The sequence below is a fragment of the Halosimplex halophilum genome (genome assembly GCF_004698125.1).
In the GTDB taxonomy this organism is placed as follows: Archaea; Halobacteriota; Halobacteria; order Halobacteriales; family Haloarculaceae; genus Halosimplex; species Halosimplex halophilum.
This window is the reverse complement of sequence record NZ_ML214297.1, coordinates 1,664,448-1,682,415: the sequence shown is the minus strand read 5'-3', so window position 1 is coordinate 1,682,415 and position 17,968 is coordinate 1,664,448. Positions and strand designations below refer to the sequence as shown.

Here is a 17,968-nt window from a genome sequence, read left to right as displayed (position 1 = left end):
TACCCACAATGCCCGACGAGACACCCGACCCCAGCGAAGCGCCGGACGTACTGGCCGACGAGGAGAGCGACCCCGACGACCTCCCGCCCGAACCGGTCGTCGACGAGGCCGAGCGGCTCACGAGACTCGCCAGGGAGGCCGCCGTCGACGCGGAGGCGGCGGCCTACCGGCGCGACCGCGACGAGCGGCTCGCCGACCACGACTACACCGCCCGCGTCCGCGAGGACGAGACCCGCGATGTGCTCGTGCTCCACCCCGAGGAGTGGGTCGAGGACGGCGAGATCCGGACCGAGCGGATCGAGGACATCGACCGCGGGATCGAGGTCCCCCTGTCGGGCCCCGGCGAGGGCGACGACTGGGCGGAGATCGACGAGTACAACCGCGATGTCGTCGCCGACGTGCGCGCGGACCACGGCGAGGACCACGCGGCCAACGTCGCGGCGCTCGCCGACTTCATGGGCAACCACTACGCCAAGCCGATCCACGACGCGACGGCCGACGAGCTACGGGAGTTCCTCGAGGACTACTACAGGCGCAACGCGTGGCCGACGGCTGCCCAGCGCGCGGTCGTCGAAAAATCGGTACGCGTCGCGTTCGCGGTCGCGGACGAGCGCTGTCCGCTGGAGTAGCTTACTCCTGGACGGCGTCGACGAGCTCGCGGAGGTCGTCGGCGCGGTCCTCGCTCGTGACGAGCTTCGAGAACTCCCAGGAGAGCTGGTCGAGCACCGTCTCGTAGCCCTCGTCGGTCAGGGCGTACTGGTTGGTGCGCTTGTCGAGCTCGCTCTTCTCGACCAGGCCCATCTCGACGAGGTCGTCGAGGTTGGGGTAGAGCCGGCCGTGGTTGACCTCGTCGTCGTAGTAGTCCTCGAGTTCACGTTTGATAGCCAGTCCGTACCGGGGCTCCTCCCCGAGGATGACGAGGATGTTCTGCTGGAACGCGGTCAGTTCGCGTGCGATTCCGGGGCTGTCAGTCACCGATTGTGCCTCTGACATGGTTAGTGGAATGTCATCTGGCTATTTAACACTTGTTAACTTTCTTCCGTTATCCGTGAGGATACCCCCCGCGTCAGCCGCTTATCTGGATGATATCACCGAATGATAATCCTACCGCTACCCGAGAGTTCGTCCGGATCCTGGCGGCGGGCGGACGAAACGGAAAGGCCTTTGCCGGCGCCAGGCGGACTCGCGGGTGATGTCGAACCTCTGGGAAGACCTCGAGACGGGGCCGAACCCGCCCGAGGAGATCTACGCAGTCGTCGAGTGCCTCAAAGGCGAGCGCAACAAGTACGAGTACGACAAGGACATCCCCGGCGTCGTCCTCGACCGCGTGCTCCACAGCAACGTCCACTACCCCTCCGACTACGGGTTCATCCCGCAGTCCTATTACGACGACGAGGACCCCTTCGACGTGCTCGTCCTCGTCGAGGACCAGACGTTCCCCGGCTGCGTCATCGAGGCCCGCCCCGTCGCCCTGATGAAGATGGACGACGACGGCGAGCAGGACGACAAGGTCATCGCCGTCCCCAGCGAGGACCCCCGCTGGGACCACATCGAGGACCTCGAAGACATCCCCCAGCAGACCCTCGACGAGATCGACGAGTTCTTCGCGACCTACAAGAACCTCGAGGAGGGCAAGGAGGTCGAGACGCTGGGCTGGGAGGACCGCCAGTCCGCCTACGACGCCATCGAGCACGCCCAGGACCTCTACGACGAAGAGTTCGCCTGACGCGCCAGCCGGTTTTCGCGGTCAGCCGTCGATCCGCTCGGCCAGCCCCACGTAGCGGTCGATGTAGGACTCGGCCCACTCGCGGACGACCGGGTCGTCCGTCTCGAGGACCGCTTCCGGGCGCCCGTCCGTACCTCCCGAGAAGAGCGTCACCGTCTCGTCCATCACGCTCACGGGCAGTTCGAACGGCTCGGGCGTCAGGTACAGGGCGACCCTGTCGGCGGCGGCGACCGCCTCGTGGGCGGCCGCGTACTGGTCCTCGGACTCGGCGGTCTCCAGCGACGCCGGGGTGAGGACGATCTCGATCTCGACCTCCTCGCCGGCTTCGACGCGGTCGGCGATCTGTTCGACGCTGCGGCGCTCGACGCCGGGGGCGAGTTCGCGGATCCGCGAGGCCCCGCGCCGGAGTTCCAGCGTCCGGTCGAGCGGGGCGTAGGAGCCGCCGGGCGTCGCCGCCGTCACCTCGGCGTCGGCGAGCCGCGCGAGGTCGAAGTCGACGACGCCCGCCGGGACCGCCGCGAGGAACGAGGCGACCGGCGCCACGGCGTCCAGCCCGTCGACGGCCGCGGCGTACTGGTCGTGGACGTGCGCGCCGAGCGCGGTGAGGCGGTAGCCGTCGTCGGTCTCGCGGAGGTAGCCGCGGTCGGAGAGTTCGTTCACGACGCGCAACACCGTCCGCCGCGACGCGTCGACGGCCGACTCCAGGTCGTAGCGGTCGCGGGCGGCGCCGTCGGACAGCGCCGCCAGCACCCCCACGCGGTTCTCGGACTGGGAGAGAAACGCCAGGGCGTCGCGCGGACCGTCCCCAGACTCGTCGGAATCCGGGTGCATCGTCTCCTACACTCGACGCCAGCGGCAAAAACGCCCCGACCCGCGGGGACGCGCGGCTGTCGACGCCGCGAGGGGGGAGAGGGACGCTTCGGGGCGCGCGCCCGTCCGGACTGACAGGGCCGCGGCCGCCGGACCGCCGACCGCGCCCGTCCGCGCCAACCCGGACCCGTTCGGCCCAGCGTCCACCCACCCGAGCCGGCTGTCAGAGGCTGTCGGTCGTGCGGCCCCGTCGGTCGCGAGCACCGCGGTCGCCGGTCGTCCGGTCCGGCGGCCCCGGTCGCCTGTCGTCCGATCGATCCGTGCGGTGGGTAATAGTGTCACGCGCCGTCGGGACGACACGCCGTGTCGTGGGGCGGCCCGCCGGCCGGGGCGCGTAAAGCGTTTAATCGCGGGACTGCGGGCCGATATGAACGGTCGTGAAACGACCTGAAGCGGGGTGAACTCACGTACGAGGTCGGCCCCCTATATGGCCCGTCGGGTCCAAGTCGTACCCGTCCGAGGTGACCCCGATGCAGAACTCAGACCCTCCCTCCGCGGAAGCGTTGCGCGAACAGGTCTCGGCCGTCTCCGAACGGTACGTCGCCGTCGAGTGCGACGGCGAGACGGTCGTCTTCGACACCAGCGAACCCGACGGCTGGATCGTCTCCGACGGCGCCGTCGACCGCGAGGCGATGCGCTGAGCCGTCGAGACCGTCGCTCCGTTCGCCCGGGCGGCCCACCGGACGAGGTCCGCCCCCCGCCGATATGCCTCCCGCGCATCCGACCCCGCTCGACCCATGAATTATGAGCATGGGTAATTACTTGGGGGCGGCGCCCGTACGTCGACGTGTATGGCGACCAGAACACCGACGACCGGGATGGCGCACATGACGGTCGTGCCCGAGAACTTCGCGGCCGGCGACGATCCCGAGGATCGCGGCGAGCGCGACGAGGCGGCGGTCGACCGGCCGGTCGGCGACGGTGCGGAGTAACGGCGGCGAGCGGCGGCTGAGCGCGTCACCGACGCCCCCCGAGCCTGTCCGCGAAAAGAAGCTTCTTGTGCCCCACCGCGGTATCCGGAGGCATGGGACTGTTCGACCGCATCCGCGGCGGCGACGACGAGCCGCGGGTCGCTTTCTTCGGCATCGACGGCGTGCCGTATAGCCTCATCGCCGACAACCGGGAGAAGTTCCCGAACCTCTCGCGGCTCATCGACGAGGGGTCGGCCGGCGCCATCGACAGCATCGTGCCGCCCGAGTCCTCGGCGTGCTGGCCCGCGCTGACCTCCGGGAAGAACCCCGGCGAGACCGGCGTCTACGGCTTCCAGGACCGCGAGAACGGCTCCTACGAGACGTACGTCCCGATGCGCCGGGACGTCCAGACCAGGCGCGTCTGGGACCGCGTCCAGGAGGCCGGCCGCGACGCCACCGTGATGAACGTCGTCACCACGTTCCCGCCCCAGCGCGACGTCCAGCGGATGGTCTCGGGCTTCCTCTCGCCGGGCGTCGAGAAGTCCGCCTACCCCGACGAGTTCCGCGACTACCTCCAGTCGATCGACTACCGCATCGACACCAACGCCAGCCTCGGCCACACCGACAAGGGCGAGTTCATGGAGGACGCCCACGCGACGCTCGACGCCCGCCAGGAGGCGTTCAGACACTACGTCGAGGAGGACGACTGGGACCTCTTTTTCGGCGTCTTCATGGCGACCGACCGGGTCAACCACTTCCTGTTCCGGGACTACGAGGAGGACGGCGAATACAAGGAGGAGTTCGTCGAGTTCTACGAGAAGGTCGACGAGTACCTCGGCGAACTGCGCGACCTGCTGCCCGACGACGTGACGATGATGGTCGCCTCCGACCACGGGTTCACCTCCCTCGACTACGAGGTCAACTGCAACGCCTGGCTCCGCGAGAACGGCTGGCTCTCCTACGAACAGGACAGCGACTACACGTTCCAGCTGGGCGCCTGGCTCCGCGAGGGCGACCGCCTGGAGTTCGACGCCGACTACGCCGGCGACCTCGACGAGCTGGTCGACCCCGCGACGCTGGCCGCCGAGTTCGAGGACGGCCGCCTGGTCGCCGACGACGAGGAGGCCCGCGACGAGGCCGTCGCCGCCATCCACGATGCCACGCCGGCCGTGGTCGACGAGGGCGACGAGCGCGCCGTCCTCGTCGACGCCGACGACGTGGACGTGGACACCCACGTCGTCGAGACCGACGACGGCGAGGACGAACAGTTCCACGTCGAGGCGGACCTGGTCCGCGCCGAGGGCGACGCCTACCCGCAGGACGGGTCCGTCGTCGCGCTCACCGAGGACGCCCGCGAGTACGTCCTCGAGACGCTCTCCGACGTGACCCCCAAGTCCCTGGGGGCCGACAAGGCCGACTCCACCCAGCTCCTCGAAAACGTGTCCGTCGACGACTCCGACGGCGGGTTCCGGATCTCCGTCACCGCCGCGGAGGGCGTCGACCTCGGGACGGACCTGGACCCCGACCGCGAAGTGCTGGAGTACACCCACACCGAACTCCCGGACATCGCCGACGACGCGGAGGCCTACTCGCTGATCCCCGGTCGCTTCTACCTCAACCTCGAGGGCCGCGAACCCCGCGGGAGCGTCCCGGAAGACGAGTACGAGGAAGTCCGCGCCGAACTCAAGGAGGAGCTCGAAGCGCTGGAGGGGCCGAACGGCGAGCCCGTCGCCGACCGCGTCGTCACCAAGGAGGACGCCTTCCGCGGCGACCACGACGACATCGCGCCGGACCTGACCATCGTCCCGAACCACGGCTTCGACCTGAAGGCCGGCTTCAAGGGCCGCAAGGACCCCTTCGTCGAGTTCGCGGCCCGCAACGGCATGCACAGCTTCGACAACGCCACGCTGCTGATCGACGACGAGGAGGCCCGCATCTCCGACGTGGATCTCTTCGACATCGCGCCGACCATCCTCGACCTGATGGACATCGACTACGAGCGCGGCGAGTTCGACGGCTCCTCGCTCGTCTGAGCCGAGTCGCGGCGCTCCCGGGACTGGCTGACTGCTTTTGCCCCCGTTCGACTGGGTGTTTATGTATCGTCCCCCGCCGTAGCCGCGCCGTCCGGGAATTTTCAGACCCCGGGAACGCGCTCCCGTTTATATGCACTCTCGCCCGCAAGCTGCACATGTGAGGTGACGACCATGGCAACCAACACGGCGAACCCGCTGGGCGAGGAGTTCGCGTTCGACATCGGCGGCCCGGTCGCGAAGTACTGGGTCGCGGTGCTCAGAGTCATCGTCGGCTGGTGGTTCCTCCACGCCGGCGTGACGAAACTCATCGAGGACGGGCTGGCCTACGGCTACGGGCCGGCGTACATGCGGGGCATGACCGGCACGGCGCTGGGTCCCATCCCGGTGTGGATGGGCGAGAACCTCGCGTGGCTCATCAGGCCGGGCGTCCCGCTGTTCGAGACGCTCATCGGCCTCGGGATCATGTTCGGCGTCCTCACCCGGCTGGCCGCCTTCGGCGGGGCCGTCTTCATGACCCTGTTCTGGGTCGGCAACGCCGGCTACGGCAACGGGCTCGTGACGGGCGACTTCATGGGCCTGCTGCTGTTCGTGACCCTGGCCGCGCTGGCCGCCGGCCGCTACTACGGCGGCGACGCGCTCATCGAGCAGACCGGGTTCGTCGAACGGCACCCGAAGCTCAAGTACATCCTCGGCTGACGAGGTGAGACCAATGAAGGACACTATCATCACCACGGTCGACAGAGCGGCGATGGCACTCGGTGCCGGGCTGATCCTGCTGGGGGTCGTCGGCCTCGGCATCGTCGAGATACTCGCGGGGCCGCCCTACGGCGCGGCGCCCGTGACCAACGACGCCGGCGAAGTGATCGCGACGCCGATGGTCGACGCCAACCTCAGGGTCCTCCTGGTCGTCGCCGGCCTGGCCGTCCTGCTGCTCTGGCAGGTCTACCGCATGGCCGCCGTGCCCGGCGGCGAGCCCGACACCCGGCAGGTCGAGATGACCGCGGACTAGCTCCCCCGTCCCCCGCTCGGTTTCTGTGCGACCCCTCCGCGCTTCCCGTTCACGTTTCCGCGTGACCTCTCGGCGCCGACCGGCGGCCGCGCCGGACCGTCGGACGCGCGTCTGACGGGTCGTTATGGTCTCTCACGGAGAAGGTCGCGTATGGCAAGCCTGACCGAAGTGTACGAGGGGCACCTGCGAACGGTGACGACCTCTCGTCGGTTCTACGCCGGGGCGACGCTCTTCGGGGCGGGCGCGGCGATGGTCGTCGCGAGCATCGTCGTCGCGACGACGGACGTCGGGGCGACGCTGGGGCTCGACCGCATCGCGGCGCGCACGCTCGCCGGCACGCTCGCCGGCCTCGGCCTCCCGGCCACGTTCCTCGGCGTGTTCGCCGTCCTCCCGGCCGGGCGGGCGACCCGCGCGGCCTCGGTCATCGGCGCCAGCGTCGCCGTCCTCGGCGTCGCCCTGTTCCGGGTCGCCTACCCAGACCAGTGGTTCGGCGCCGGCGACCCGCTCGGGCTCGCGGCCGTCGTCGTCTACTTCGCCGGCGCGCTGGTGTCGCTCACCTGCCTGTTCGCCGGCCTCGCCACGTTCAAGACCCGCAACGACCCCGGCGGCACCGCCCGCATGGAGATCACCGAGGAGGGCAACATCCGCCTCGTCGACGACGCCGAGCCCGCCGGCGGCTTCGGCTCCGTCGGCCTGTTCGGCGCGGAGCCCCAGGGCGAGGTCCGCACCCAGACCAACCGCGACCAGCCGCCGAGTTCCGAGCCGACCGGCCACGGCCGGGACGCCGAGATCCTCGCCGACGCCGGGGACGGCCGGTCGGGTTCCGCCGGCCAGTCCGGCGCCGCCGCCGACGGCGGCTCCGCGACCGTCGAGAACGGCGCGGAGGCCGGTCCTCAGGACGGCGAGTTCACCGACGCCGAGTTCGTCGAGGCCGCGAGCGAGCGCGGCCGTCCCGACGCCTACTGCGGCAACTGCGCCCACTTCGAGTACGTCAAGGTCGACGGGAAGATCACTCCCTACTGCGGCCTCGACGACGAGCTCATGGAGGACATGGACGCCTGCGACGAGTGGTCCGAGGCGAACTAGACGTATCCGGCCGGCACGCGAATCCGCGGTGTCTCGTCGATTTTCCGTATCGCTCCCGTCCGACGGCGCCGGGTCGGGCGTCACCCGAACGCGACGACCGAGGCGACGCCGACCGCGAGCATCACGAGTCCGAGCGCGACCGCGAGGACCGCGCCGCCCCAGTTGCCGAGGCGGTACGCCAGCGAGTGGTCCCGATCGAAGTCCTCCCGGTCGAAGACGTCGGCGAGGCCGAGGACGAAGACGAACGTCGCCCCGAGCGCGATCCCGCCCGTCGCCGGCGAACCGGCGAGCGCCAGGCCGGCGGCGGCCGCGACGCTCCCGGCCAGTCCCAGCCCGAAGCCGACCGCGTAGACGGTGCGGACGCCCGTCGTCACACTGAACCGACAGTACGGCGATCGGGCGGATGTATCTGTCGGCCGGTCGCCCCGCCGTCGCGCCGGGCATCCGATACCGCGAAACGGGGGATTTTTCAGTCGGTGGCCCGCTACGGCGGGTATGAAGTTCTGCGACGAATGCGGCTCGATGATGAAAACCGAGGGGGACACCTGGGTCTGTGGCAGCTGCGGCTACGAGGAGCGGCGCGACGAGGCCGAGGAGGCCGAGACCGCCGTCACGACGCAGGGCCAGGAGGAGACCGAGGTCATCGACACCTCCGAGGTGGACGCCGAGGACATGGGCGCGACCACGGAGATCCGGTGTCCCGAGTGCGGGAACGACCGCGCGTTCTGGGAGATGAAACAGATCCGCGCGGCCGACGAGAGCGAGACGCGCTTTTTCACCTGCACCGAGTGCGAGCACAAGTGGCGCGAGGACGACCACTGAAGTACGCCCGGTTCTGAGAGGCCGACGTGCCGCGCGCTCCCGACGACGCCGACGAGGTACCCGCTCCGGCCGTCCCCGTCGACCGCCTCGACGGGGCCTGGGAGCGCGTCGAGGATACCACCGAGACGCTGTTCGGCGTCGAGGGCGCCGACGTGCGCGGCCGCACGGTCGTCTACGAGGACACCGCCCTCCGCGCGGCCGTCCGCGCGGCGACCGGCGGCGCCGTCGACCAGTCCTGGCGCTTTTTCTTCGCCACGCGGCTCGCCTTCCGCCCGCCGCTGGCGCCGGGCATCGGTCCCGCGATGGTGCTCCCGTCGGTGAAGACCGAGGCCGTCCGGCGGTTCGCCGACGACCTGGCCGACCGCGGCGTCGTCGGCGTCGAGCGGGGCCGCCGCGAGCGGATCCGAACCGGGGACCGCTCGCGGGTCGCGCTCCGGCAGGTGACCGGCGAGGTGCCGCTGCCCGACGGCGATCCCGTCCCGGTCGAGGGCTGGGTCGGCGCCTGGGCCGACGGCGACATCCGCCTCGCCGGCGGGGCCTACCCCCGCTCGTCGCTCGCCGGCCGGTTTCCGGACGCCGCGGACCCGGCGCTCGACGGGTCGGTCGACGACTACCGGGGGGCCCTGTTCGACCTCGTGCGAGCCGTCGGCTGACCGGCGGGTCGAAACGGAGAACCGCCGAAGAGGGGGCGCTACACCCGCCGCGCGAAGGTGAGGTAGCCGGTGTGGCCGACGCCCGCGGTCGACGGCCGCGAGCCGCGGTCGTCGAAGTCCATCTCACGCTGGATCGTCTCCAGCGTCTCGACCTCGCCGAGCCCGACCGCCTCGGCGGCCGAGACGGCCTCGCGGGTCGCCTCGACGAACGGCGAGTACACCGCGACGTAACCGCCGTCCCGGAGCAGGTTGGGCGTCCGCTCGACCATCGTCGGCGCGTCCTCGGTGTCCAGCGTCACTGCGTCGTACCGGCCCAGATCGCCCAGCTGGTCGGTCACGTCGCCGGTCCGCACGTCCACGCGGTCGGCCACGCCCGCCAGTTCCATGTTCTCGCGGGCCACTTCGGCGAACTCCGGGTCCCGTTCGTAGGTCGTCACCGACGCGCCGCAGCGGCCGAGGTACGCCGCCAGCACGCCCGTTCCGGTGCCGGCGTCGAGCACGTCGTCCGCGCCGGAGATCCCGGTGTGGCCCACGATGAGCCCGATGTCGCGGGGCATCATCGGCGCGCCGGTCCGCTCGAAGTGGTTGAAGAGATCCGGTCCGCGCAGCTTCCGCGCGGTGAACGGCTCGCCGATGTGGGTCTCGACGACCTCGCCCGGTTCCACGTCCTCGGGCACCTCCAGCACGCCGAGGTCGCACTCCAGCGTCTCGCCCGGCGCGAGCAGGTACTCGCGGCCCTCCGCCTCGTGGACGAACAGCAGGCTCACTCTAACCGCTCGATGGCCGCCGCCAGGTCGCCGTTCGTCTCCTCCAGCGCTTCGCGGGCCGAGTCCTCGCTCGCGCCCGCTCGCGTTGCGACCAGTTCAACGTCCTCGTCGGGGATCTCCGCTGCTCCGCCGTCCTCGCTCTCCTCGATGGCCGGTTCGTCGTCGCTCCCGCTGTCGCCCTCGCCGCGCTCGCGGGACTCCGGCTCGCCGACGATGGTGTAGGTCTGCTGGCCCTGGGCGTCCATCCGCTGGACCTCCGCGTCGGTGAAGACCAGTTCCTCGTCGGGCGTCCGGATGACGACCTCCTCGGCGTCGAGGTCGGTCATGTCGATGCCCATCTGCTTCATCATCTGCTGCATCTTGCGGTCGTTCATGCCGCCGCCTCCTGGGAACATACCCCCACGTCCGTCGCCCGGCGCAAAAAACCTGACCAACCGGCGGCACCGCCTGCGAGGCGGACGGCGCGGTCCCCGAGCGAACGACGCGGGCGAGCGGTCGGCTCCGCTCGGGGACCTACCCCGGCGACGCGGCCCGCCGGGGCGAAGTCCCGGGTCCCCGAGGGCGGACCGGGGTCAGCGCATCTGCTCGACCTGGGCCTCGAGGTCCACCGAGAGGTCGAGCGCCTGCTCGGGCAGCAGCTGCTCCCGCTTGTCGCCGACGGTGAGCGTCACGACGCGGGTCTCTTCGATCCCGACGCCCGCGGCCGCCGTCGCCAGGTCCTCCCCGCACTGCGGACAGAACTGCTCGGACCCGTTCAGCTCCGTACCACACGACGGACAGGCGTCCGCGCCGCCCTCGCCGTCCACCGTCTTGTCGATCCCCCACCCGATCTCGGTGGGGCCCGGATCGACCGGCCCGACGATCTCCTCGGCCTTCGCCTCCAGGTCCGAGGCCAGGGCCGCCGCCTCGTCGGGCGAGTATCTCCCCTCGATATCTGCGGCTTTGATGACGATCTCGTCGCCGTCACGGTCGATCAGAACCATACGTGCCCCGATGAGAACGACGAGTCACAAAGTCTAGCCTCTCGGATCATGTTACCGGAACCGAACTGTGCCCGGCTGACGTGTGACAGACCCCGGGCCGTCCCGAGCGAGTCACTCCCCGCCCGAATCGCTCGCCTCCGCACCGTCCCGCACGAACACGGCCATCCCGGTCTCGAAGTCGTCCATGCCCTCGCCGCTCAGTTCGGCGCGGCCGACGGCGAGCACGTCGCCGCGCTCGTGGGTGACGAGCACCTCGTCGCCCGGCCGGATCGCCGGGTCGGCCGCGCGTACGAACTTGGCGAAGGCGTTGCGCCCCTCGCGGACGAACGGCTCGCTCTCGTCGCCGACGACGACGCGATAGGCGCCGTCGGCGAGCCCGTCGTTCAGCCGCCGCCCGCCGGCGACGCCCAGCGTGAACCGGCCGTCGGTCGCGTAGGTGACCAGCCGCCCCTCGTCGGCGATCACCTGCCGGGGCCGTCCGGAACTGGTGTGGGTCACCTCCGGGTCCCCGCCGCCGAACAGCGCCCGCCCGGCGCCGCGACCCCACTGGTAGTCGGCCACCCGCGTCAGCATCGCCCGGTCCTCGTCGTCCATCGCCCGGCAGTTCGCCCCTGCGCGTCTTGTATCTGTCTCACTCCCCCGACGGTGTCCCTCTGACCGGCCGTGTCCCGTGGTACCATACATCGAAACATCCCGAATCTATCACGATCGATCGTCCTTGTGTGACGGGGTTTCAGGAGAATTTATACGGATCGATTACCAACCTGCGCTCGTTATGACAGAGACAGATTCGCGGAAGATCGCGTTCGGGGTCGTGCTGCTGGCGATCAGCACGGTCCTCATCTTCGGGCCGGGGGCGCTCAGCGTCAGCCTGCCCGTCGCCGCCATCGCCGTCGGGACGCTCGGTCTCGCCGCCGGCGCGCTGCTGGTCGGGACCGCGGACCCGGGCCGCCCGGTCTGAACGAGCCCCGCCGAACGCCGCCGTAACGACCCCAGCTGTGGCCTTCTCTCCCTCTGCTCGTCACCGCGTAGCGTCGCGCCCGTCGGTGAACCGTAGTGCATCTTTAACTATCTACGATCCGATTATAAGAACGAATACATGTCGAGTGAACCGTCCAGTCCGGACGCGATGGTCCAGTGGTATCGAGACCGGATCGCGGAACCGACGACGAACGACGAGGTGTACGGCTACTGGGTGTTCGTGTTCGGGATCCTGCTGGGGATCCTCGGCATCCTGCTGTTCCTGACGAGCGACGTGACGACGGCGACGACGACCGGGAAGGCCGGGATCGCGCTGGCGGCCGTCTCGCTCGTCCTGCTGATGATCGGGCCGGTGATCCGGCTGCCGCTCCAGCGGGCGGCCAACCTGGTCTCCTACGCCGGCGGGTTCGTCGCCCTGCTCGGCGTCGCCGGGTTCATGGTCGCCTACCCCGGCTGGCGGGACTCCGGGCTCGCCGTGCCGGTCATCTCGCTGTTCGCGTTCGGGCTCGTACTGATCGCCGTCGGCGCGGCGCTGGTCCCGGTCATCGGCGGGACGCGACGGGTCCCGGCCGCCGAGGGCGACGCGACCGCTGCTGAGCCGGCGGCGTCGACGGCCGCCGAGTCGGACCCCGCGACCGACCCCGACGACCCCGGGGAGACGACCGCCGCCGCGGCGACCGAGGAACCGGAGCCGGAGCCGGTCGCGGAGACGGCCGAGAGCAAGGCCCGGTTCGAGGTGTTCGAGGACCGCGGCGGCAAGTGGCGGTGGCGGCTGCGCCACCGCAACGGCAACATCATCGCCGACAGCGCCCAGGGCTACAGCTCCCGCCAGAAGGCCGAGCAGGGCCTGGAGAGCGTCCGCACGAACGCGGCCGGCGCGGCCGCCGTCCGCGAGGAGGTCGAGGTCGAACCCGAGGAGGAGCCGGCCGACGCGCCGTACCCGCCGGGCGAGAGCCAGGGCACATTCGAGGTGTACGAGGACGCCGCCGGGGAGTACCGCTGGCGGCTCGTCCACCGCAACGGCAACATCGTCGCCGACGGCGGCGAGGGCTACGCCGACCGCGACGCGGTCGAGGACGCCGTCGAGCGGGTCCGCGAGTACGTCGGCGAGGCCGACTACCTGCGGGTCGACCCGACGGCCTTCGAGGTGTACCGCGACGCCGCCGACGAGTGGCGCTGGCGGCTCATCCACCGCAACGGCGAGATCCTCGCCGACGGCGGCGAGGGCTACGCCTCGCGCACCAACGCCCAGGACGGCGTCGAGCGGGTCCGCGAGACCGCCGCCGACCGCGACGCCTTCGAGGTCTTCGAGGACGCGGCCGGGGAGTACCGCTGGCGGCTCGTCGCGAGCAACGACGAGATCATCGCCGACGGCGGCCAGGGCTTCGCCTCCGAGCGCGGCGCCCGCGACTCGATCGAGCGGGTCCGCGAGTACGTCGACGAGGCGACCGCGCTGGACTACAGCGACGCCGCCTTCGAGGTGTTCGAGGACTCGGCCGGGGAGTTCCGCTGGCGGCTGCGCCACGAGAACGGACAGATCCTCGGCGACAGCGGCCAGGGCTACGCCTCGCGGACGGGCGCCATCGAGGGCCTGCGGAGCGTCAAGCGCAACGCGCCCAACGCCGACCTGACGGACCTGCAGGCGAGCGACGAGTCGGATGCGGACGCGAGCGACGACGCGGACGACGACGAGGAGTAGACCGCACTACCCGTTTTTTCGAGCGCCACCGTACACGGAGCGCCGGCAGGTCCGTTCAGAGCAGGAACCGGTCGGTGTCCTCGCTCATGTCGGTGAACTCGTCGGCGGCGGCGACCAGTTCCTCGGCGGTCGACTCCTGGAAGGCCATCACTTCGGTCCGGACGCCCTCGTGGCGGAGGTGCGAACACAGCCGCGAGAAGTCGCCGTCCCCGGTCGCGAGGACGACGGTGTCGACGTGGTTGGCGAGCGTCACGGCGTCGAGGCTCATCCCCACGTCCCAGTCGGCCTTCTTCGAGCCGTCGCCGAAGGTCTTGATGTCCTTGATGCGGGTCTCGAAGCCGATGTCGACCAGGGCGTCGAAGAAGGACTCCTCTTCGGGGGCGTCGGCGCGGATGACGTAGGCGACGGCGCGGGTCAGCTGGCGGTCGGCGACGGCGGCGTCGAGCAGCTCGGCGTAGTCGATGTTGCGCGTGTAGAGGCTGCGAGCGGTGTGATAGAGGTTCTGCGCGTCGGCGAGCACCGCGACGCGCTGTCCCGGGTGGACGTTTTCCATGCCGGTTGCTGGCGCGCCCGCCCGGATAGCTCTTTGGCTCCGTTCGAGCCCCGGTGCCGCCCCGTTCAGGTCCAGGCCGTCAGACACTCCAGCGAGCAGAAGGGCAGGTCCACCGTCGCGTTCGCTCCCCCGTCGGTCCTGGCCTCCTCGTCGTCGCCGTCGTCGCCGTCGACGTGTGCCCGGAGCGTGTACGCTGGTTCCCCGTCCGCCCGACAGTTCGCACACTTCATGTGAACCACTCACACTCGAATCCCCGTTGTTATTCACCGTATAACGGGGCGCTCAGCTGCGAAGTCGCCGTCGAGCGGGACCGGACCGACTCGGGCCCGATTCCCCTCTCGACGCTCCGTCCGGGCCCGGCTCCCGCCGACCGGGGTCGCCGGACTTTACCGCCGGGAGCGCCCACGCTCTCGCATGACGCGACACGCGCTGTTCGTCGGCGGCACCCGCTTCATCGGCCGCCGCGCCGTCCGCGAGTTCCGCGACGCCGGCTACGACGTGACCGTCTTCCACCGCGGCGAACACGAGAGCCCGTTCGCCGACGACGGGGCGGTCGACCACCTGCGGGGCGACCGCACCGACGACGGCGACCTCGCCGACGCGGCGGCCCGCGACCCCGACGTGGTCGTCGACCTCGTCGCGTACCAGCCCCGAGACGTACGAGCCGCCGCCCGCGCCTTCGACGACGTCGACGCCTACGTCTACGTCTCCAGCGGTGCCGCCTACGGCGCCGAGGACGTGCCCAAGCGGGAGGACGAGACGCCGCTCGAACCCTGTACCGAGCAGCAGGCGACCGACGACTCCCAGGAGAGCTACGGCGCGCGCAAGGCCGAGGGCGACCGCGCCGTCTTCGCCGCCGCCGAAGACGGTGTGAACGCGATGAGCGTCCGCCCCTGCGTCGTCTACGGTCCCCACGACTACACCCGGCGGTTCGACTACTGGGTCCAGCGCGTGGCGAACTACGACCGCGTGCTCGTCCCCGGCGACGGCACCAACCTCTGGCACCGCGTGGGCGTCGAGAACGTCGCCCGCGCGCTCCGGGTGGTCGCCGAGGAGGGGACGCCCGGCGAGGCGTACAACGTCGGCGACTGGCGGCTCCAGACCCTCCGGGAGACCGTCGAGACCGTCGCCGACGCGCTCGATACGGAGGTCGAAGTCGTCACCGCGGGCGAGCGCGAACTCGCCGCGGGCGGGCTGGAACCGGGCGACTTCCCGCTGTATCGCGACCCGCCGCACGTGCTGGACACGAACAAACTGCGCTCGCTCGGGTGGGAACCCCAGTCGCCGAGGGAAGCGGTCGCCGAGACCGTCGAGGCGACGCCGGAGCGGGAGGCCGACGAAGCCCAGGAGGGGCCCGACCGTGAGACGGAGGAACGGGTGCTGGGCGTGCTGGACACGCTGTGAAGGAGGGGGTCAGACCCCGCCGGTCCCGGCCAGGAACGCGACCGCGTCCCTGGCGACGACGAACGCCGCGTAGGCCAGCGCCGGCGGGAACAGCGACTCCGTCCGCTCGTAGGCGTAGGCACTGACCCCCACGAGGCCGACCTCCGCGAGGCCGAGCGCCGCGCCGGCGACACCGTCGAGTCCGGTAACCCACTGGAAGAGCGCACCGGCGGCGAACATCGCGAGCGGGAGCGCCGAAAGCGCCGACAGCCACGTGCGGTCGAACGCGTCGGCGGCGTACACCGGCAGCGCGATGCTGGCGACCAGCAGTAGCGTCACGGCCGCGACTCGCAGCGGGAGCCCCCCGGAGACCAGCCCCGTCGGCCCGACTGTCCCGACCAGCAGCGTCGTCAGCCCGATGGTCACAGCCGGACTCGCGGCCGACCGGAGGGTTCGCTGGACGAGCGCGTGCGTGACGAGCACGTATGCGGGGAGCCCGACGAACAGGCCCAGCGCCGTGACGACCCCGGTCGTGAACGGGTCAGCACCGGAGGCGAAGGACCTGCCCGTCAGCGTCGCCAGGTCCGTCCCGGTCGCCCCGGCGAGCAGCTGGACGGCCGCGACGGCCGCGACGGGCGCCAGTACGGCGGCGGCGACCACCGGAAGATCTGCCCGGCCGGGCAGTCCCAGCGGGACCGGACGGCCCCTGACGCGGGCGTAGCCGACGGTGAATACGACCGTGCCCGCGACGACGACCAGCGAGTTCGTCAGCGCGGTGGCGGCCAGGCTGCCGAGCCCGGTCTCCGCGAGCGCGCCGGGACGGACGACCGACCTGAGGGCGCCCGCGACGGGCCACAGCGCGTGGATCCAGAGGACGAACGCCCCGAAGGCGGCGACTGCGATCGCGGCCTCCCGTGCGAGCGGGCGGCGCTCGATCGGAGCCGGCAGCTGTGTGGGGACCATATCAGCGTACGTGATCGTCAACTGGAATAAATACCCCGGTCACTCGACCGTTCGATCGCCGGCCGAAGCCGGGAGTCACCCCGTCAGTGAGCGACCAGCGAGCGGCCGTGGTCGCGCCGTGTCGCCGGCTCCGGGACACGACACGGCGGCGAGCGACGGCAAGCGTTTTAGCGGCCCACCGCGCAAATCCCGGTATGTTCGACAAGTCGACGTGGATACGGCTGCCGCGCAACGTCGTGGTGGGCCACGGCGTGCTCGACGACGCCGCGGCGGCCGTCGAGGAGTTGCGCCTCCACGGCGACCCGCTGGTGGTCACCAGCCCGACGCCCGCCGAGGTGGCCGGCGACCGGGTCGTCGCGGGCTTCGCCGACGCGGGGTTCGACCCGCGGGTGGTCCGCATCGAGGAGGCCACCTTCGGCGCCGTCGAGGAGGTCATCGAGGTCGCCGCCAGCGACGACGTGGGTTACCTCGTCGGCGTCGGCGGCGGCAAGGTCATCGACGTGACCAAGATGGCCGGCGAGGAGGTCGGCAAGGGCTTCGTCTCGGTCCCCACCGCCGCCAGCCACGACGGCATCGTCTCGGGACGAGCCTCGATCCCGGAGGGCGACACCCGCCACAGCGTCGCCGCCGAGCCGCCGCTGGCCGTCGTCGCCGACACCGAGATCCTGGCCGACGCGCCGTGGGAACTCACCACCGCGGGCTGTGCCGACATCATCTCCAACTTTACCGCTGTTCGGGACTGGGAGCTCGCCCACCGGCTGAAGAACGTCCGCTACCACGAGTACGCCGGCGCGCTCTCGCGGATGACCGCCGAGATGCTCGTCGAAAACGCCGACTCCATCCGGCCGGAACTGGAGGAGTCGGCCTGGATCGTCACGAAGGCGCTGGTTTCCTCCGGCGTCGCCATGTCCATCGCCGGCTCCTCGCGCCCCGCGTCGGGCGCCGAACACCTGATCTCCCACCAGCTCGACCGCATCGCGCCCGAGCCCGCGCTCCACGGCCACCAGGTCGGCGTCGCCTCGATCATGACCGAGTACCTCCACTCGGGCGCGAAGGGCCAGTGGACGGACATCCGCGACGCCCTCGCCAGCATCGACGCGCCGACGACCGCCGAGGGACTGGGGATCGACGACGAGACCGTCATCGAGGCGCTGACCACGGCGCACGAGATTCGGGATCGGTACACCATCCTCGGCGACGGCATGAGCGAGGACGCCGCGCGCGAGGCTGCGAGCGTCACCGGCGTTATCTGATTCCGGAACTGCTCGGTCCATCGTCTTCCGTCGTAGTTCGAACGCCACGGCAACCGCGAACGCCACGGCGATCGCCGACCCCACAGCGACCGCCAATCCCACGGCGACCGCCAATCCCACAGCGACCGCAAACAGCGTGAAAGCCCCGACCCGTTCGGCTCCCGGGGCTCGCTGTCTCCGGAAATCGGAGATTTCCGGGATGACGAGAGAGCGAAGCTCTCTCGAACCACGCTCCTCGGCCTTCGGCCTGCGGTGTCTGAGGGCTACGCCCTCAGA

The 17,968-nt window shown here is 70.7% G+C and carries 23 protein-coding genes and 2 pseudogenes; 15 read left to right on the top strand and 10 right to left on the bottom strand.

The features are described 5' to 3' along the window. Positions 1 to 8: 8 nt before the first annotated feature. Positions 9 to 629, top strand: coding sequence for a DUF7108 family protein (locus E3328_RS08470; protein WP_246022936.1), 621 nt, complete (start codon positions 9 to 11; stop codon positions 627 to 629). A 1-nt stretch (position 630) separates the two neighbouring features. Here E3328_RS08470 and E3328_RS08465 read toward each other — a convergent pair whose 3' ends face one another. After that, positions 631 to 993: a PadR family transcriptional regulator gene (locus E3328_RS08465; protein ID WP_135364137.1), complete on the bottom strand. Its 363-nt coding sequence runs from the start codon at positions 991 to 993 to the stop codon at positions 631 to 633. Between the two features lie 199 nt (positions 994 to 1,192). Here E3328_RS08465 and E3328_RS08460 point away from each other — a divergent pair, with 199 nt between their 5' ends. Next, a complete protein-coding gene (locus E3328_RS08460; RefSeq protein ID WP_135364136.1) occupies positions 1,193 to 1,726 on the top strand; it encodes an inorganic diphosphatase in 534 nt (177 codons plus the stop codon). A gap of 21 nt (positions 1,727 to 1,747) precedes the next feature. Here E3328_RS08460 and E3328_RS08455 read toward each other — a convergent pair whose 3' ends face one another. After that, positions 1,748 to 2,557: a helix-turn-helix transcriptional regulator gene (locus E3328_RS08455; protein ID WP_135364135.1), complete on the bottom strand. Its 810-nt coding sequence runs from the start codon at positions 2,555 to 2,557 to the stop codon at positions 1,748 to 1,750. A gap of 509 nt (positions 2,558 to 3,066) precedes the next feature. On the opposite strand from E3328_RS08455, the gene E3328_RS21920 reads away from it, so the two are divergent. The 7 genes and pseudogenes from E3328_RS21920 (at position 3,067) to E3328_RS08430 (ending at position 7,635) form a co-directional block, all read left to right on the top strand. Further along, the gene (locus E3328_RS21920) at positions 3,067 to 3,237 is read left to right on the top strand and encodes a DUF7331 family protein (protein WP_167837345.1); all 171 of its coding nucleotides are present in this window, start codon (positions 3,067 to 3,069) and stop codon (positions 3,235 to 3,237) included. Between the two features lie 150 nt (positions 3,238 to 3,387). Further along, on the top strand, positions 3,388 to 3,528 hold the full coding sequence (locus E3328_RS21915; protein WP_167837344.1) for a hypothetical protein: 141 nt from the start codon (positions 3,388 to 3,390) through the stop codon (positions 3,526 to 3,528). A gap of 92 nt (positions 3,529 to 3,620) precedes the next feature. Then, positions 3,621 to 4,664: pseudogene (locus tag E3328_RS08450) on the top strand (alkaline phosphatase family protein); the annotation flags it as partial. Positions 4,665 to 5,054: 390 nt separating this feature from the next. Continuing rightward, positions 5,055 to 5,540: pseudogene (locus E3328_RS22520) on the top strand (alkaline phosphatase family protein); the annotation flags it as partial. 171 nt (positions 5,541 to 5,711) lie between these two features. Further along, positions 5,712 to 6,236 (top strand): DoxX family protein, encoded by a 525-nt coding sequence (locus E3328_RS08440; protein WP_135364134.1) that lies wholly within the window; start codon positions 5,712 to 5,714, stop codon positions 6,234 to 6,236. Positions 6,237 to 6,249: 13 nt separating this feature from the next. After that, on the top strand, positions 6,250 to 6,549 hold the full coding sequence (locus tag E3328_RS08435; protein ID WP_135364133.1) for a hypothetical protein: 300 nt from the start codon (positions 6,250 to 6,252) through the stop codon (positions 6,547 to 6,549). A 150-nt stretch (positions 6,550 to 6,699) separates the two neighbouring features. Then, a complete protein-coding gene (locus E3328_RS08430) occupies positions 6,700 to 7,635 on the top strand; it encodes a cell division protein CdpA domain-containing protein (RefSeq protein ID WP_135364132.1) in 936 nt (311 codons plus the stop codon). Positions 7,636 to 7,715: 80 nt separating this feature from the next. Here the strand turns inward: E3328_RS08430 and E3328_RS08425 are convergent, their stop codons facing one another. Then, on the bottom strand, positions 7,716 to 8,009 hold the full coding sequence (locus tag E3328_RS08425; RefSeq protein ID WP_135364131.1) for a hypothetical protein: 294 nt from the start codon (positions 8,007 to 8,009) through the stop codon (positions 7,716 to 7,718). 121 nt (positions 8,010 to 8,130) lie between these two features. On the opposite strand from E3328_RS08425, the gene E3328_RS08420 reads away from it, so the two are divergent. Continuing rightward, entirely contained in the window at positions 8,131 to 8,457 is a 327-nt protein-coding gene (locus E3328_RS08420) for a transcription factor S (RefSeq protein WP_135364130.1), read from the top strand. Positions 8,458 to 8,483: 26 nt separating this feature from the next. Then, positions 8,484 to 9,110, top strand: coding sequence for a DUF6517 family protein (locus tag E3328_RS08415; protein ID WP_135364129.1), 627 nt, complete (start codon positions 8,484 to 8,486; stop codon positions 9,108 to 9,110). Between the two features lie 38 nt (positions 9,111 to 9,148). Here the strand turns inward: E3328_RS08415 and E3328_RS08410 are convergent, their stop codons facing one another. The 4 genes from E3328_RS08410 to E3328_RS08395 form a co-directional block, all read right to left on the bottom strand. Then, a complete protein-coding gene (locus tag E3328_RS08410; protein ID WP_135364128.1) occupies positions 9,149 to 9,877 on the bottom strand; it encodes a methyltransferase domain-containing protein in 729 nt (242 codons plus the stop codon). Further along, positions 9,874 to 10,272: a nascent polypeptide-associated complex protein gene (locus E3328_RS08405; RefSeq protein WP_135364127.1), complete on the bottom strand. Its 399-nt coding sequence runs from the start codon at positions 10,270 to 10,272 to the stop codon at positions 9,874 to 9,876. Before E3328_RS08405 ends, E3328_RS08410 begins: the two co-directional genes overlap by 4 nt. A gap of 177 nt (positions 10,273 to 10,449) precedes the next feature. After that, the gene (locus tag E3328_RS08400) at positions 10,450 to 10,860 is read right to left on the bottom strand and encodes a zinc ribbon domain-containing protein (protein WP_135364126.1); all 411 of its coding nucleotides are present in this window, start codon (positions 10,858 to 10,860) and stop codon (positions 10,450 to 10,452) included. Between the two features lie 111 nt (positions 10,861 to 10,971). After that, positions 10,972 to 11,454 carry a PUA domain-containing protein gene (locus tag E3328_RS08395; protein ID WP_135364125.1) on the bottom strand — a complete coding sequence of 161 codons (483 nt, stop codon included), beginning with the start codon at positions 11,452 to 11,454 and terminating at the stop codon, positions 10,972 to 10,974. A gap of 181 nt (positions 11,455 to 11,635) precedes the next feature. Here E3328_RS08395 and E3328_RS08390 point away from each other — a divergent pair, with 181 nt between their 5' ends. Beyond that, positions 11,636 to 11,821, top strand: a complete 186-nt coding sequence (locus E3328_RS08390; RefSeq protein WP_135364124.1) for a hypothetical protein — start codon at positions 11,636 to 11,638, stop codon at positions 11,819 to 11,821. Positions 11,822 to 11,959: 138 nt separating this feature from the next. Beyond that, complete coding sequence (locus E3328_RS08385) at positions 11,960 to 13,540, top strand: HVO_2922 family protein (protein ID WP_167837343.1); 1,581 nt, start codon at positions 11,960 to 11,962, stop codon at positions 13,538 to 13,540. 55 nt (positions 13,541 to 13,595) lie between these two features. Here the strand turns inward: E3328_RS08385 and E3328_RS08380 are convergent, their stop codons facing one another. After that, positions 13,596 to 14,093: a LabA-like NYN domain-containing protein gene (locus E3328_RS08380; RefSeq protein ID WP_135364123.1), complete on the bottom strand. Its 498-nt coding sequence runs from the start codon at positions 14,091 to 14,093 to the stop codon at positions 13,596 to 13,598. Between the two features lie 65 nt (positions 14,094 to 14,158). Further along, positions 14,159 to 14,323, bottom strand: a complete 165-nt coding sequence (locus E3328_RS21910; RefSeq protein ID WP_167837342.1) for a hypothetical protein — start codon at positions 14,321 to 14,323, stop codon at positions 14,159 to 14,161. A 184-nt stretch (positions 14,324 to 14,507) separates the two neighbouring features. Here E3328_RS21910 and E3328_RS08375 point away from each other — a divergent pair, with 184 nt between their 5' ends. Then, positions 14,508 to 15,497 carry an NAD-dependent epimerase/dehydratase family protein gene (locus tag E3328_RS08375; RefSeq protein WP_135364122.1) on the top strand — a complete coding sequence of 330 codons (990 nt, stop codon included), beginning with the start codon at positions 14,508 to 14,510 and terminating at the stop codon, positions 15,495 to 15,497. A 9-nt stretch (positions 15,498 to 15,506) separates the two neighbouring features. Here the strand turns inward: E3328_RS08375 and E3328_RS08370 are convergent, their stop codons facing one another. Further along, a complete protein-coding gene (locus E3328_RS08370; protein ID WP_135364121.1) occupies positions 15,507 to 16,439 on the bottom strand; it encodes a hypothetical protein in 933 nt (310 codons plus the stop codon). 194 nt (positions 16,440 to 16,633) lie between these two features. On the opposite strand from E3328_RS08370, the gene E3328_RS08365 reads away from it, so the two are divergent. Continuing rightward, the gene (locus tag E3328_RS08365; RefSeq protein WP_135364120.1) at positions 16,634 to 17,692 is read left to right on the top strand and encodes an NAD(P)-dependent glycerol-1-phosphate dehydrogenase; all 1,059 of its coding nucleotides are present in this window, start codon (positions 16,634 to 16,636) and stop codon (positions 17,690 to 17,692) included. The last annotated feature ends 276 nt before the right edge of the window (positions 17,693 to 17,968 follow it).

Bases quoted from the DNA above. Each gene is read 5' to 3' on its own strand.
- E3328_RS08365 (WP_135364120.1), top strand. From the start codon at position 16,634: ATGTTCGACAAGTCGACGTGGATACGGCTGCCGCGCAACGTCGTGGTG.
- E3328_RS21915 (WP_167837344.1), top strand. From the start codon at position 3,388: ATGGCGACCAGAACACCGACGACCGGGATGGCGCACATGACGGTCGTG.
- E3328_RS08405 (WP_135364127.1), bottom strand. From the start codon at position 10,272: ATGTTCCCAGGAGGCGGCGGCATGAACGACCGCAAGATGCAGCAGATG.
- E3328_RS21920 (WP_167837345.1), top strand. From the start codon at position 3,067: ATGCAGAACTCAGACCCTCCCTCCGCGGAAGCGTTGCGCGAACAGGTC.
- E3328_RS08380 (WP_135364123.1), bottom strand. From the start codon at position 14,093: ATGGAAAACGTCCACCCGGGACAGCGCGTCGCGGTGCTCGCCGACGCG.
- E3328_RS08400 (WP_135364126.1), bottom strand. From the start codon at position 10,860: ATGGTTCTGATCGACCGTGACGGCGACGAGATCGTCATCAAAGCCGCA.
- E3328_RS21910 (WP_167837342.1), bottom strand. From the start codon at position 14,323: ATGAAGTGTGCGAACTGTCGGGCGGACGGGGAACCAGCGTACACGCTC.
- E3328_RS08465 (WP_135364137.1), bottom strand. From the start codon at position 993: ATGTCAGAGGCACAATCGGTGACTGACAGCCCCGGAATCGCACGCGAA.
- E3328_RS08460 (WP_135364136.1), top strand. From the start codon at position 1,193: ATGTCGAACCTCTGGGAAGACCTCGAGACGGGGCCGAACCCGCCCGAG.
- E3328_RS08375 (WP_135364122.1), top strand. From the start codon at position 14,508: ATGACGCGACACGCGCTGTTCGTCGGCGGCACCCGCTTCATCGGCCGC.
- E3328_RS08440 (WP_135364134.1), top strand. From the start codon at position 5,712: ATGGCAACCAACACGGCGAACCCGCTGGGCGAGGAGTTCGCGTTCGAC.
- E3328_RS08470 (WP_246022936.1), top strand. From the start codon at position 9: ATGCCCGACGAGACACCCGACCCCAGCGAAGCGCCGGACGTACTGGCC.
- E3328_RS08370 (WP_135364121.1), bottom strand. From the start codon at position 16,439: ATGGTCCCCACACAGCTGCCGGCTCCGATCGAGCGCCGCCCGCTCGCA.
- E3328_RS08455 (WP_135364135.1), bottom strand. From the start codon at position 2,557: ATGCACCCGGATTCCGACGAGTCTGGGGACGGTCCGCGCGACGCCCTG.
- E3328_RS08385 (WP_167837343.1), top strand. From the start codon at position 11,960: ATGTCGAGTGAACCGTCCAGTCCGGACGCGATGGTCCAGTGGTATCGA.
- E3328_RS08390 (WP_135364124.1), top strand. From the start codon at position 11,636: ATGACAGAGACAGATTCGCGGAAGATCGCGTTCGGGGTCGTGCTGCTG.
- E3328_RS08420 (WP_135364130.1), top strand. From the start codon at position 8,131: ATGAAGTTCTGCGACGAATGCGGCTCGATGATGAAAACCGAGGGGGAC.
- E3328_RS08430 (WP_135364132.1), top strand. From the start codon at position 6,700: ATGGCAAGCCTGACCGAAGTGTACGAGGGGCACCTGCGAACGGTGACG.
- E3328_RS08395 (WP_135364125.1), bottom strand. From the start codon at position 11,454: ATGGACGACGAGGACCGGGCGATGCTGACGCGGGTGGCCGACTACCAG.
- E3328_RS08435 (WP_135364133.1), top strand. From the start codon at position 6,250: ATGAAGGACACTATCATCACCACGGTCGACAGAGCGGCGATGGCACTC.